The 12,413-nt window shown below is 40.1% G+C and carries 13 protein-coding genes; 9 read left to right on the top strand and 4 right to left on the bottom strand.

What is annotated here, in order from left to right:
- Nucleotides 1–4: 4 nt before the first annotated feature.
- The 4 genes from rplT to B9T33_RS12370 all read left to right on the top strand — a co-directional run bounded on the left by rplT (nt 5) and on the right by B9T33_RS12370 (nt 1,771).
- On the top strand, nt 5–364 hold the full coding sequence (gene rplT / locus B9T33_RS12385; RefSeq protein ID WP_004647525.1) for a 50S ribosomal protein L20: 360 nt from the start codon (nt 5–7) through the stop codon (nt 362–364).
- Between the two features lie 92 nt (nt 365–456).
- Nucleotides 457–837, top strand: coding sequence for a hypothetical protein (locus tag B9T33_RS12380; protein WP_086179217.1), 381 nt, complete (start codon nt 457–459; stop codon nt 835–837).
- A 74-nt stretch (nt 838–911) separates the two neighbouring features.
- Complete coding sequence (locus B9T33_RS12375; RefSeq protein ID WP_086179216.1) at nt 912–1,463, top strand: adenylate kinase; 552 nt, start codon at nt 912–914, stop codon at nt 1,461–1,463.
- 95 nt (nt 1,464–1,558) lie between these two features.
- On the top strand, nt 1,559–1,771 hold the full coding sequence (locus B9T33_RS12370; RefSeq protein ID WP_086179215.1) for a hypothetical protein: 213 nt from the start codon (nt 1,559–1,561) through the stop codon (nt 1,769–1,771).
- Nucleotides 1,772–1,821: 50 nt separating this feature from the next.
- Here B9T33_RS12370 and B9T33_RS12365 read toward each other — a convergent pair whose 3' ends face one another.
- A complete protein-coding gene (locus B9T33_RS12365) occupies nt 1,822–2,856 on the bottom strand; it encodes a hypothetical protein (RefSeq protein ID WP_086179214.1) in 1,035 nt (344 codons plus the stop codon).
- Between the two features lie 204 nt (nt 2,857–3,060).
- Between B9T33_RS12365 and B9T33_RS12360 the strand changes: the two genes are divergently transcribed.
- The 4 genes from B9T33_RS12360 (at nt 3,061) to B9T33_RS12345 (ending at nt 7,731) form a co-directional block, all read left to right on the top strand.
- The gene (locus B9T33_RS12360; RefSeq protein ID WP_086179213.1) at nt 3,061–3,609 is read left to right on the top strand and encodes an NADAR family protein; all 549 of its coding nucleotides are present in this window, start codon (nt 3,061–3,063) and stop codon (nt 3,607–3,609) included.
- A 308-nt stretch (nt 3,610–3,917) separates the two neighbouring features.
- A complete protein-coding gene (pheS, locus tag B9T33_RS12355; protein WP_086179212.1) occupies nt 3,918–4,898 on the top strand; it encodes a phenylalanine--tRNA ligase subunit alpha in 981 nt (326 codons plus the stop codon).
- A 158-nt stretch (nt 4,899–5,056) separates the two neighbouring features.
- Nucleotides 5,057–7,438, top strand: coding sequence for a phenylalanine--tRNA ligase subunit beta (gene pheT, locus B9T33_RS12350; RefSeq protein WP_086179211.1), 2,382 nt, complete (start codon nt 5,057–5,059; stop codon nt 7,436–7,438).
- Nucleotides 7,435–7,731 (top strand): integration host factor subunit alpha, encoded by a 297-nt coding sequence (locus tag B9T33_RS12345; protein WP_067763456.1) that lies wholly within the window; start codon nt 7,435–7,437, stop codon nt 7,729–7,731. Before pheT ends, B9T33_RS12345 begins: the two co-directional genes overlap by 4 nt.
- Nucleotides 7,732–8,028: 297 nt before the next feature.
- Here the strand turns inward: B9T33_RS12345 and B9T33_RS12340 are convergent, their stop codons facing one another.
- The 3 genes from B9T33_RS12340 to trxA form a co-directional block, all read right to left on the bottom strand.
- Complete coding sequence (locus B9T33_RS12340; RefSeq protein WP_086179210.1) at nt 8,029–8,280, bottom strand: hypothetical protein; 252 nt, start codon at nt 8,278–8,280, stop codon at nt 8,029–8,031.
- A gap of 409 nt (nt 8,281–8,689) precedes the next feature.
- Nucleotides 8,690–9,958 carry a transcription termination factor Rho gene (gene rho, locus B9T33_RS12335; protein ID WP_086179209.1) on the bottom strand — a complete coding sequence of 423 codons (1,269 nt, stop codon included), beginning with the start codon at nt 9,956–9,958 and terminating at the stop codon, nt 8,690–8,692.
- Nucleotides 9,959–10,279: 321 nt separating this feature from the next.
- Nucleotides 10,280–10,606, bottom strand: a complete 327-nt coding sequence (trxA, locus tag B9T33_RS12330) for a thioredoxin (RefSeq protein WP_086179208.1) — start codon at nt 10,604–10,606, stop codon at nt 10,280–10,282.
- Between the two features lie 265 nt (nt 10,607–10,871).
- Here trxA and ppx point away from each other — a divergent pair, with 265 nt between their 5' ends.
- Nucleotides 10,872–12,392 carry an exopolyphosphatase gene (ppx, locus tag B9T33_RS12325; protein WP_086179207.1) on the top strand — a complete coding sequence of 507 codons (1,521 nt, stop codon included), beginning with the start codon at nt 10,872–10,874 and terminating at the stop codon, nt 12,390–12,392.
- Nucleotides 12,393–12,413: the final 21 nt, after the last annotated feature.

Here is a 12,413-nt window from a genome sequence, read left to right as displayed (position 1 = left end):
ATAAATGGCTCGTGTTAAACGTGGTGTACAGGCTCATCGCCGTCATAAAAAAATTCTTGCTCGTGCTAAAGGTTACTACGGCGCTCGTTCACGCGTATATCGCGTAGCGTTCCAAGCAGTAATTAAAGCAGGTCAATATGCTTACCGTGACCGTCGTCAAAAGAAACGTCAATTCCGTGCTCTATGGATTGCGCGTATCAATGCCGGTGCTCGTCAAAATGGTTTGTCGTACAGCCGTATGATCGCTGGCTTGAAAAAAGCTCAAGTGATTATCGACCGTCGCGTACTTGCTGACATCGCTATGCATGACGCAGTTGCATTTGCTGCTTTAGCTTCTAAAGCTAAAGATGCATTAGCTGCATAAGTCTTTATGACTTAAAAAAGACCGCTTTTAGCGGTCTTTTTTTATGGCTCAATAATCGTATGGATTGAAGGCTTTAATCGAGAGGAGGGGAAATGCGCAAACAATACCATTTTCGCCAAGTGGGTGAGGATATCTATATTTGGGATGTGCATCGCTTAGTAGCATTAAGTCAAAATTTAAAAGTTCAACAGGTCGCATTGACTGATATTCAAGAGTTAAATGAACCTTATTGGTTTCCAAAATCTGCACCGACCACACAGCAAATCATTGAACATATGCACTTGGTTCAAGCTGCCGATTTAAGCTATCCCATTATTTTATGTGCATCAGGTCGGGTGATGGATGGTATGCATCGGGTAGCCAAAGCAAAATTATTGGATCTGCCAAATATTCAAGCCGTGCGTTTTGATCAAACCCCAACCGCTGATTTTATCAATTTAGATGAGGACGAATTAGATTACGATGGTGATTAAAAATTAACCATAGCGGAACGATGCGATATCGTGTATTACTGAGGGAGACAAAACCGCAAACTTGAAAGACCAAAATGAAAAAAATTAATGTAGTTGGTACCTCTGCTACAGGAAAATCAACATTTTCTAGGGCATTGGCAACAAAGCTTGGTTTGCATTACATTGAATTGGATAACTTGTTTTGGCTAGATGATTGGCAAGAGTGTCCCGATGAGATCTTTTTTGCACGTATTGAAGCTGAAATGGTCAAAGCAAAAAATGGTTATGTCATTGATGGGAACTATACCCGCGCAATCCCAGTAAAATGGGCAGAAATTGATACCGTGATTTGGCTGGACCTACCTTTTCCCATCAATTTATATCGCTCTATTAAGCGCGCACTTTCACGGGCTAAGTCTAAACAAGATTTGTGGCCAGACTCGAATAATCAAGAAAGTTTATGGCGAATGTTTGGGTCAGATTCTATAGTTTGGTGGATGATTAAAACCCATCAAAAGAATCGTAATAAATATATCAAAATGATGTCTGCTCCAGAGTTTCAACATATTCAATGGATTAGGCTTAAAACGCCCAAGCAAGTGGAGCACTTTTTAGCGCAGTTAGATTCTTATGAATATCTGGTCTAATTTAGAAATATGCACACTGTTACATAAATGATCTTTAAAGGCTTTTCCACAGCAACCTAATATTTATTAAATGAAAATAAAAAAGGAAAATAGCCATGCTTGTAGACGTTGTTGGGATGAAGCAGGGAAATATTACTGTTGAACTTGAAATGATTCCGCGCAAAGGTGAAGCGGTTAAAATAATGTATGGTGCGGATGCGCAAATTGAAGGTGAGGTGGTTTCAGTCAGTCACTATATCAACCAACATGCTGATCAACATCGAGTCACATTAGAAATTAGACCATTTAATTATTTAACCACATCATAAAAAAAGCCCTTCATGAGAAGGGCTTTTCAATTAAATAGAGAAAATTTGACTTAAAGCCCGAAGTAATAGGCTAAAAGACAAATGGCGACCGTAATAATAATTAAAGTGATCACACCACCCGCACCTGCCTTGTGTGGATGAGTCGATGTAGGCTTTTTATGATGGAATGCCTGATGATTTTCAGTTTTCGTAGTGTCCAAGGGAGACGCTGTTGCTACAGCAACTGGGGTTAAGCGAGCGGTCTTATAATGATTGGCTACTTTGACAATGAATTTGGCTGTTAAATCATCGGTCTTTTGAGAAAAATGACGCAAATTCAATTGTTCTTCAGGGCTAAATACGGTGCCATCAGCATGGTATGGATTTTGAATTTTGTTTTGTATAAAACGATCCAATGCATCAAGGCGATGTAAGCTGCTGTGTGCATAGTCGGCCTGAGCATCGGTTGGCAGTAATGACAAATGCACAGTATCCGTAGGTTCAGACTCTGCACGCATCTGAGTGCCATAATAAGGTGTATCCAATAATTCAGGATTGCTAAATCCTTCAGCAGGCTTTTGTAAAAATAGCTCACTTTCGGTGTAGCTGTCGATGTCATCCCATTTCGGTTGCAGAAGGTCGGCTTCAATGCGTTTGATTAATTTAGAATTTAATTCATAACGCCATAGGGTTTCACGTCGAATTTGAATCTGCTGACTGGCTGGTGCTTCATAGTCATTTTCCGCGTTATACCATTCTGCTAACTCTTTACCAAAAATCCATGCCTGTTTTTTTTGATGGTCATGGCTGACAATGAAATGTGCAAAGGGTAATAACTCGACATTGGCATTGGGGTTTTGTTCGTCATTTAAAAGACTAGAACTGTGTAAGCTTAAGCGTTGAACCCCTTGCTTTTTTAAGCCCTCAAGCCAAATTTGAAAATGCTGTGCTAATAGATGCTGTGAAATCAAATCACGAAAATGGAAACTGTGCTGGTCAAAAATATGATGATGTAACCAACGTTGTAAGCTCAAGTCTTGGTTCAGAAATTCATTACCATAAGTTACAAGTACGAGTTGTTGTTTCCAGATTGGATCGAGTGCCATAGAGATTGGATCCCATTGATATTATGTTTATCTTATACTTTTTTTAAATCTTGATGCTATTGCAATTTTAACTTGCGAATGTGCTTCATCATAACGGCTAAAAATTTTTAAAATAAGAGGTTTATATTATTTTTTAAGTTGTTACTTTGAGCGCTACTATATGGAAGTTGATGATTTCTGGAAACAAATAACAAAGAGCAAAATATGAGTGACTCTCAATATTTAACTGATTTACAAGAGCAAGTTCAGCAAGGGCAAAAATTTAAATATTTATGCTTTTGGGGGCATACACAAAAACAAAAAGACAGCGTAGATAAAAGTTGCTTTAGTCAGTGGTTTCCTTCGCCTTTCGTCATAGACGACGTGGAATATAAAACGGCTGAACATTTTATGATGGCACAGAAAGCAAAATTATTTGCTGACGAAGAAATTTTTCAAAAAATTCTTGAGGCGAATCATCCGAATGAAGCTAAAGCATTAGGACGTAAAATCCAAAATTATCAGGAAAATGTTTGGTTAGAGCATCGTTTTGATGTTGTAGTAAAAGGAAATATTGCAAAATTTACACAGCATCCTGAATTGAAAGCATTTTTGTTGAATACTCAAGAGCGCATTTTGGTAGAAGCTTCTCCAGTAGATAAAATTTGGGGTATTGGTTTGGCTACTGATGATGAAAAGGCTGAAAAACCTTTGCAATGGAAAGGTCTAAATCTTTTAGGTTTTGCTTTGATGGTGGTTAGAACGCAACTCTAAAGATGCTGTGAAATCAAATCACGAAAATCCAAACTGTGCTGGTCAAAAATATGATGCTGTACCCAGCATTAAAAACTCAAAACTTGGTTTAAATATTCATTACCATAGATCACAAGTACGAGTTATTGTTTCCAGATTGGATTGAGTGTCATATTGAATGATCTCATTGATAATGCGCTGATCCTATCCTTTTTTTAATTCTTGATGCTATTGCAATTTTTACTTGCGATTGCGCTTCATCCTGACGCTCAAAAACTGTTAGAATATGGGGTTTTTATATTTTTTAAATTGTTGCTTTGAGAGTTACTATGTCACTGGAAGCCCTGACCACTGAAGCGCTCGCTGCGATTGCAGCAGCTCAAGACCTTGCTACACTCGACCAAGTGCGAGTGCAATTTACAGGGAAAAAAAGCCAGCTCGCGGAACAATCGAAGTCACTCGGTAAAATGGACCCAGAAGAACGTAAAGTTTTCGGGGCGCAAATTCATGCCGTACGTGAGTCGATTACTGGCGCACTGACTACTCGTCAAGCTGAACTACAAAAAGCTGCATTAGAACAAAAGCTTGCTAGTGAAACGATTGATATTACTTTGCCGGGTCGCGGACAAGCGGTTGGCAGTATTCACCCTGTAACTCAAGTTCAAGAACGTATTTGCCAATTCTTTACTAAAGCGGGTTTTACCGTTGCGACTGGTCCTGAAGTTGAAGATGATTATCACAACTTTGAAGCATTGAATATTCCAGGTCATCATCCTGCACGCGCAATGCACGATACTTTCTATTTTGATGCCAATCATTTGCTTCGTACGCATACTTCAGGTGTGCAAATTCGTACGATGGAAACGTCTCAACCACCAATTCGTATTGTATGTCCGGGCCGTGTTTATCGCTGTGACTCAGACCAAACACATTCACCAATGTTTCACCAAATTGAAGGTTTGTACGTGGCTGAAAATACCAGCTTTGCAGAACTGAAAGGTTTGTTGGTGAACTTGCTAAACGAATTCTTCGAAAAAGACTTAAAAGTACGTTTCCGTCCATCTTATTTCCCATTCACTGAGCCGAGTGCTGAAGTGGATATTATGGATGAGCGTGGTAAATGGTTAGAAGTTTTGGGCTGCGGTATGGTACATCCAAACGTTTTACGTGCTGCTGGCATTGATCCTGATAAATATAAAGGCTTTGCCTTTGGTTTAGGTGTAGAGCGTTTTGCAATGTTACGTTATGGCATTAATGACCTACGTATGTTCTACCAAAACGATGTGCGTTTCTTACGCCAATTTGCTTAAACAGATTTTTTATTAATCCTCTCTTGCGAAGCAGCGCTTCTCATCTCCTATAAAAAGGAGAGGGACTTATCGAGATAAATACTCGAGTGGTTCTTCCTCTTTCTCAAAAGGGGCGTTGGAGGGGATTAGAAATTTAGAATTAATAGGTTTTTAACGAAATGAAAATTAGCGAAAATTGGCTACGTACGTGGGTAAACCCAGCCATTGATAGCGATACGCTTTCTGACCAACTGACTATGCTTGGTTTAGAAGTTGACGATTTATCACCAGCAGCAAAACCATTTACAGGTGTAGTGGTTGGTGAAGTATTAACAGTCGTTCAACATCCAGATGCGGACCGTTTACGTGTAACGACAGTCAATATTGGTTCAGGTGAACCATTACAAATCGTATGTGGCGCACCTAATGTACGTGCCGGTATGAAAGCACCTGTAGCAACGATTGGTGCAGTGCTTCCGGGTGATTTCAAAATCAAAAAAGGCAAACTTCGTGGCGTAGAATCACAAGGTATGCTGTGCGGTGCATCAGAAATTGATTTAGAAGACAAAATTGATGGTCTGTTAGAGCTTCCTGCAGATGCGCCAGTGGGTGTCAATATACGTGAATACTTAAACCTTGATGACAATGTGATTGACATCAGCATCACACCAAACCGTGGTGACTGTTTCAGTATTCGTGGTATTGCGCGTGAAATTGGTGTGATTAACCAGCTTCCCATGACTGCTCCGACCATTACTGAAGTTGCAGCGACGATTAGCGATGCAAAACAAGTGGTACTGGAAACAGATGGCTGCCCACGTTACCTAGGTCGTGTGATCAAAAACGTTAATACCAAAGCGCCAACACCTGAATGGATGGAGCGTGCTTTAGCGCGTGCAGGCATTCGTCAGCACAGTATCTTAGTCGATATCACCAACTATGTATTGATGGAATTGGGTCAACCTTTACATGCTTTTGATGGCGGTAAAGTGAATGGTTCAGTGCATGTGCGTCAAGCAACAGCTGCAGAAAAATTAACATTGCTGAATGAGCAAGAAGTTGAGCTTTCTGAAAATGTCATGGTGATTGCAGATAACGAAAAAGCTTTAGCAATTGCAGGCATTATGGGTGGTTTGTCTTCAGCGGTTTCTGATGAGACCACTGAAATTTTCCTAGAATCTGCATTCTTTGATCAATTACACATTGCTGGTCGTGCACGTAGCTTCGGTTTACATACTGATGCTTCACAGCGTTATGAACGTGGTGTCGATTTTGAATTGCCAATGACGGCTATGCACCGTGCTTCTCAGTTGATTGCTGATTTGGCGGGTGGTGAATTTGGTCCAATTACGGTTGCGGAAAAAGTTGAATTGCTACCTAAACGCGAAGCGATTGAACTGAACCAAGCTCAAGTCGATCAATTGCTAGGTTATAAAGTTGAAAGCGACTTTATTACTGACGCGTTAACTCGTTTAGGTTGTGATGTAACAGTGAAAGCTACAGGTGAATGGACCGTTGTTCCGCCATCACACCGTTTCGATATGGCCATTTACCAAGACTTGATTGAAGAAGTTGCACGTATTCACGGCTATGACAATATTCAAATCAGCTTGCCGGTGATTGATGTTAAACTAGCGAAATACCAAGACCAATTTGAACTGGTTCAGTTACGTCAAACGGCAGTGGCTTTGGGTTACCAAGAAGCGATTAGCTTTAGCTTTGCTGATGCGAAACTTGAAAAGCAATTGAATCCGCAAGGTCAACCATTAGCATTGGCAAACCCGATTTCGAGCGATCTTGCGGTGATGCGTTCGACTTTATTATCGAGCTTGATTCCATGTGTTCAATACAATGTGAATCGTCAGCAAAACCGTGTTCGTTTCTATGAGCTAGGTTTACGTTTTGATTATCAAGGTGCAAACAGCATCCATGATCTTAAACAAATCCCAACGTTTGCAATGATTGCAACAGGTTCACGTACTGCCGAATCTTGGCATGGCAAAGCTCAGCCAATGGATTTCTTTGACTTTAAAGGTGATGTAGAAGAAATTTTAAATGCTGCGCGATTAGATGTTGAGTATGTACGTTCAGAGCGTGCTTGGTTACATCCTGGTCAATCGGCTGAAATTTTAGTCAATGGTCAGTCTATTGGTTACTTTGGTCGTTTACACCCATCTTTAGAAGCTGAACTTGATTTAAGCACAACTTGGGTCGCTGAATTGGATCAATCGGCTGTTTTGCAAACTTATGTATCTAATTTTACAGAATTATCACGTTTTCCATCGGTTAGACGTGATATTGCGCTTTTAATTAGTGATAAGATTAATGTTAGTGAAATTCAGCAACTTATCGAAAAATCAGGCGGCGAACTTTTAGATTCAGTTTGGTTGTTCGATGTGTACACTGGTCAAGGTGTCGAAGAAGGCAAACGCTCATTGGCATTTGCAATTCAATGGCAACATCCAACACGTACACTTGAAGATGCTGAAATCAAATCCGGTATGGATAACATACTTCAGGTGTTGGAAAACACTTACCAGGCGACATTGAGGGCTTCATGACAGCATTAACAAAAGCAGAAATGGCTGATCATTTAAGTGAGCTCACGAGTTTAAACCGTCGTGAAGCAAAACAAATGGTCGAGTTATTCTTCGATGAGATTAGCCAAGCGCTAATCTCTGGGGAACAAGTTAAACTCTCTGGTTTCGGTAACTTCGAGTTGCGTGATAAACGTCAACGCCCAGGCCGTAACCCGAAAACGGGTGAAGAAATTCCGATTTCTGCCCGTCGTGTAGTGACCTTCCGTGCGGGACAAAAATTCCGTCAACGTGTAGGAACAGAGCAGATCGATTGATCTGCTTTTTTTTGCCCTAAATTTCTTTGTTTTTTAGAAGGACTTTGGGTGATGTGCTTTTAATGGAATAGTTCGCTTTGAAATTGTTTAACTTATAGCTGGTGCTTATTTTTGTGTGTTTTAGAGATATGCAGTTTAGCTGCATATAGATGTCAGATATTTGGGGGAGGATATACGGTTTGTACGATCTGCTGAATTATTCACATAGCAAAGCAGTATGTGATAAGTGCTTAGAAATTTTAGGCAATAAAAAAGAGAGCCAAAGGGCTCTCTTTTTATACTGAATAATCGTATAGATTATTGAGCTTTAGCTTCAGAAGCAGCAGCAGTAGCTTCAGATGCAGCAACAGTAGCTTCAGAAGCAGCAACAGTAGCTTCAGAAGCAGCAGCTTCAGCTTCTACAGCAGCAGCGTCAGATGCAGCTACAACTTCAGAAGCAGCAGCTTCAGATGCAGCAGCAGGAGCAGCTTCTTCAGTTTTTTTAGCACAACCAACGAAAGCTAAAGTAGTAGCAACTGCAGCAGCAATAGCGATTTTTTTGAATAACATGGCATCACTCTCTAAATATGAGATTAAAAAATAACCTGCGTTAGTCTGTTGTGTGCTTTTATTATGCCTATATGAATAGGTATTTAAAATGCAGAGAGCAGTCTAACTGGTCTGCGTGTATGCTATCACTGAGTATTTTGAAATGCTACTAGCGACTTTGAAAAAACACTGAAAAAAGGCATAAAATTGACCGTTTTTTAACAGAAAATAACAATCAAAGAAAAGATTTATATTGGAGAAATGCTAAATAAACCACTAAAAAGCATAGGGTTTTTAATAAAAATATTTTTATAATCATTCACTTGAAAATAAGTTTACATGAAGATTGATCAAATGTTTCTTTGTGTAACCAAAGTCAACCAAATAAAAAGGCCATCGTTATAGATGGCCTTTTAAGAATTGTTTTAACTTAGTTTGACGCTTTGCGTTTCATTTGATCGAAGAAATCATCATTGGTTTTGGTTTCTTTCATGCGATCAAGCAAGAATTCCATTGCCGCAAGCTCGTCTTGAGTATGAAGTAGCTTACGCAAAATCCAAACTTTACGTAAGTTGTCTTCAGACATTAAGCGCTCTTCGCGACGTGTACCTGATTTCTTGATGTTCATTGCAGGGAATACACGTTTTTCAGCAATACGGCGATCAAGGGTAATCTCTTGGTTACCAGTACCTTTGAATTCTTCGTAGATCACTTCATCCATTTTACTGCCTGTCTCAATTAAGGCAGTAGAAATGATGGTCAATGAACCACCTTCTTCAATATTACGTGCAGCACCAAAGAAACGTTTTGGACGTTCTAGGGCATGTGCATCAACACCACCAGTAAGAACCTTACCAGACGATGGAATCACGGTGTTGTATGCACGCGCAAGACGTGTGATCGAATCGAGCAAAATTACCACGTCTTTTTTATGTTCAACGAGACGTTTTGCTTTTTCAATCACCATTTCAGCCACTTGAACGTGACGTGCAGGGGATTCATCGAAAGTTGATGCAACAACTTCACCACGAACAGTACGTTCCATTTCAGTTACTTCCTCTGGACGTTCGTCAATAAGAAGAACGATAAGGAAACATTCTGGATTGTTACGAACAATAGATTGCGCAATATTTTGCAGCAACATTGTTTTACCCGCTTTAGGCGGCGCAACAATAATTGAACGTTGGCCTTTACCAATTGGCGCAACCAAGTCAACGACACGTGCTGTTAAATCTTCAGTGGTACCGTTACCTAATTCCATGATCAACTGTTCAGTTGGGAATAATGGCGTTAAGTTTTCAAATAAAATCTTATTACGTGAGTTTTCTGGAGTGTCGTAGTTAATTTGATTAACTTTTAATAATGCAAAATAACGTTCGCCTTCTTTCGGTGGACGAATCGTACCTGTAATGGTGTCACCAGTACGAAGGTTAAAGCGACGGATTTGTGATGGGCTCACATAGATATCGTCAGGGCCGGCTAGGTAAGAACCCGCTGCAGAGCGTAAGAAACCAAAGCCGTCCGATAGAATTTCTAGAACGCCATCACCAAAAATCTCTTCGCCATTCATTGCATGACGCTTTAAGATGGCGAAGATAATATCTTGCTTACGGTTACGAGCCATTCCTTCGAGGCCCATAAACTCGGCAATTTTGATGAGTTCGCCAATCGGTTTTTTCTTGAGTTCGGTTAAGTTCATAGGTGATCAGATAGAATCTAAAATTCTGAGGTACAGGTTGGAAAAGGGAGCAACAAATTGGCCGCAATCATGCAATAAACGATAGCAATTGATTTGCACAAAACAATTCAGAGATCTGATTCGTTATTTGTAGAGATGTGTGAAAACAATTCTGTTGCCGAGCGGCATTTTATGTGTTGTGTTGTAAGAAAATGATAGGATTTGAGATCCTTTATTTCTTGAGTAAGCAATATAAGAGAGATCTAGGCTTTTGTCAATTTATCGGCAAAAAAAATACGCTGTTATAACAGCGTATTTCGTAACATTTATTTTAAGAAAAACTTAGATGTTTTCTTCAATGAATGCTGTCAATTTAGATTTAGGTGCTGCACCCACTTGAGTTGCAACTACTTCACCGTTTTTAAACATCAATAATGCTGGAATGTTACGGATGTTGTAGTTCACAGCTGTTTGTTCGCATGAAGTAACATCAACTTTAACGATTTTCACTTTCCCTTCAAATTCAGTAGAAAGAACTTCAAGTACAGGTGCAATCGCTTTACACGGAGCACACCAACCTGCCCAGAAATCTACAAGTACAGGGGTATCTGAATCTAATACGTCAGCTTGGAAGTTTGCATCAGTCGTGTTTACGATATTGGCAGACATGGAATTTGCTCCAGAATTAATATTTTGGTTGAATCTATGTATATAAGTATTACATAGCCAACTATAACAATGTAGGGGGTTATGTAAATTTTCAACCTGAATGACTGGTTTGTCTAATGGATGATCACGATGCCGATGATCGTGTGTGACTATCGACCGATCTGCTCAATATTATCTGGATTCTAAATACTGCTGCATAAATGGCTTTTAAATTGCATGGTTGTGAATTAATCTAAGCACAATTCTGAACAGGTTTTTTTGAATAATGTCTGATTTTTTAATTGATGAAGAATTACTTGCTGCCATCGATATGGGATCGAACAGCTTCCACCTTGCTATTGCACGTGTTGATCATGGGGAAGTTAAAAAAGTTGCATCAATGTCAGAAAAAGTACAGCTTGCTGCCGGTCTAGATGAAAATAAGAATTTGACCGAAGCTGCACAGCAACGTGGTTTGGCATGTTTGGCCAGATTTGTTGGTCGCTTAAACCCTGTTCAGGCCAATCGTTTGCGTATTGTTGCAACCAACGCACTACGCCAAGCGAAAAATGGTCACGAATTTATTCAAAAAGCGGCTGAAATTTTACCGAAGCCGATTGAAATTATTGCGGGACGTGAAGAAGCGCGTCTGATCTATTTAGGTGTGTCACATACCATGGCCAACAGTGGTCGTCGTTTGGTCATTGATATTGGTGGTGGTTCAACTGAGTTAATTATTGGTGAAGAGTTTGAGCCAATCCATACTGAGTCAGTGCAAATGGGCTGTGTGGCATTCACAAAAGCCTTTTTTGTTGATGGTGAAATTAACCTGAAAAGTTTTGACCGTGCGGTGAATGCTGCACGTAAAGAAATAGCAGGTATTGCCAATACCTATAAAGCTGCTGGTTGGGACACTGTAGTCGGTTCAAGTGGTACGATCAAAGCCTGCCGTCAAATTTGCGTCAATATGGGCTGGAGCAATGATCAGGAAGAACTGACACGCGATGGCTTATTTAAACTCAAAGATAAATTGCTGAAATATAAGCATGTCAATGAAATGGAATTTGATGGGCTTAAGGAAGACCGTCGAGCAGTTTTGCCAGCCGGTATTGCCATTTTGTATGCTGTATTTGATGTATTAAATATTGATAAGTTGGTGTATTCGGATGGCGCACTTCGTGAAGGCGTGATGTACGACCTACTTGGTCGTTTCCAGCATGAAGATGTTCGTGATCGTTCTGTGCATGCCTTAATGGGGCGTTATAATGCCGATGCCAAGCAGGCTGAACGTGTGGTGAACACTGCACAACAATTGTTTAATGGCATCGCAACGGCACTGAACTTAACCAGTGAGGACAGTGATTTACTACGCCGTGCTGCATATTTGCATGAGATTGGTTTAGCGATTAGTCATAGTGGTTATCATCGTCATGGTGCCTATTTATTACAACATTCCGATATTCCAGGCTTCTCTCAAATCGATCAAAACCATCTTTCACACTTGGTTGCACATCATCGTCGTAAGTTACGTAGTGATGCGCGCATTGATGTGATGAAAGTCGGTGGTAACAAACTTGTCTACTTATGTCTATTGCTTCGTTTAGCAGTTTTACTTAATCATAGTCGTAGCGATGAGATGCTTCCTGCCATTGAATTAAGCGTGGACAATGCGCAACAATGGCAGCTTAGAGTTTCTGGTGATGCCAAACAGTGGCCTTTGTTGGTTGCAGACTTGCATGATGAGCAGGTGCAATTCAAACATTGGGATATTGAATTGAATATCCAGTCGGAACAATTTATCAATTAACAGACCAGTTAAGTTAGGGAT

The organism is Acinetobacter sp. ANC 5054 (assembly GCF_002135295.1).
Classification (GTDB): Bacteria; Pseudomonadota; Gammaproteobacteria; order Pseudomonadales; family Moraxellaceae; genus Acinetobacter.
The sequence above is the reverse complement of the archived record's forward strand: the minus strand, read 5'-3'. Positions and strand labels throughout refer to the sequence as shown.

What these genes read in the sequence shown, in the direction of transcription:
- B9T33_RS12365 (WP_086179214.1), bottom strand. Translation starts at nt 2,856, where the DNA reads ATGGCACTCGATCCAATCTGGAAACAACAACTCGTACTTGTAACTTAT.
- pheT (WP_086179211.1), top strand. Translation starts at nt 5,057, where the DNA reads ATGAAAATTAGCGAAAATTGGCTACGTACGTGGGTAAACCCAGCCATT.
- rho (WP_086179209.1), bottom strand. Translation starts at nt 9,958, where the DNA reads ATGAACTTAACCGAACTCAAGAAAAAACCGATTGGCGAACTCATCAAA.
- rplT (WP_004647525.1), top strand. Translation starts at nt 5, where the DNA reads ATGGCTCGTGTTAAACGTGGTGTACAGGCTCATCGCCGTCATAAAAAA.
- ppx (WP_086179207.1), top strand. Translation starts at nt 10,872, where the DNA reads ATGTCTGATTTTTTAATTGATGAAGAATTACTTGCTGCCATCGATATG.
- trxA (WP_086179208.1), bottom strand. Translation starts at nt 10,606, where the DNA reads ATGTCTGCCAATATCGTAAACACGACTGATGCAAACTTCCAAGCTGAC.
- B9T33_RS12340 (WP_086179210.1), bottom strand. Translation starts at nt 8,280, where the DNA reads ATGTTATTCAAAAAAATCGCTATTGCTGCTGCAGTTGCTACTACTTTA.
- pheS (WP_086179212.1), top strand. Translation starts at nt 3,918, where the DNA reads ATGTCACTGGAAGCCCTGACCACTGAAGCGCTCGCTGCGATTGCAGCA.
- B9T33_RS12345 (WP_067763456.1), top strand. Translation starts at nt 7,435, where the DNA reads ATGACAGCATTAACAAAAGCAGAAATGGCTGATCATTTAAGTGAGCTC.
- B9T33_RS12375 (WP_086179216.1), top strand. Translation starts at nt 912, where the DNA reads ATGAAAAAAATTAATGTAGTTGGTACCTCTGCTACAGGAAAATCAACA.
- B9T33_RS12370 (WP_086179215.1), top strand. Translation starts at nt 1,559, where the DNA reads ATGCTTGTAGACGTTGTTGGGATGAAGCAGGGAAATATTACTGTTGAA.
- B9T33_RS12360 (WP_086179213.1), top strand. Translation starts at nt 3,061, where the DNA reads ATGAGTGACTCTCAATATTTAACTGATTTACAAGAGCAAGTTCAGCAA.
- B9T33_RS12380 (WP_086179217.1), top strand. Translation starts at nt 457, where the DNA reads ATGCGCAAACAATACCATTTTCGCCAAGTGGGTGAGGATATCTATATT.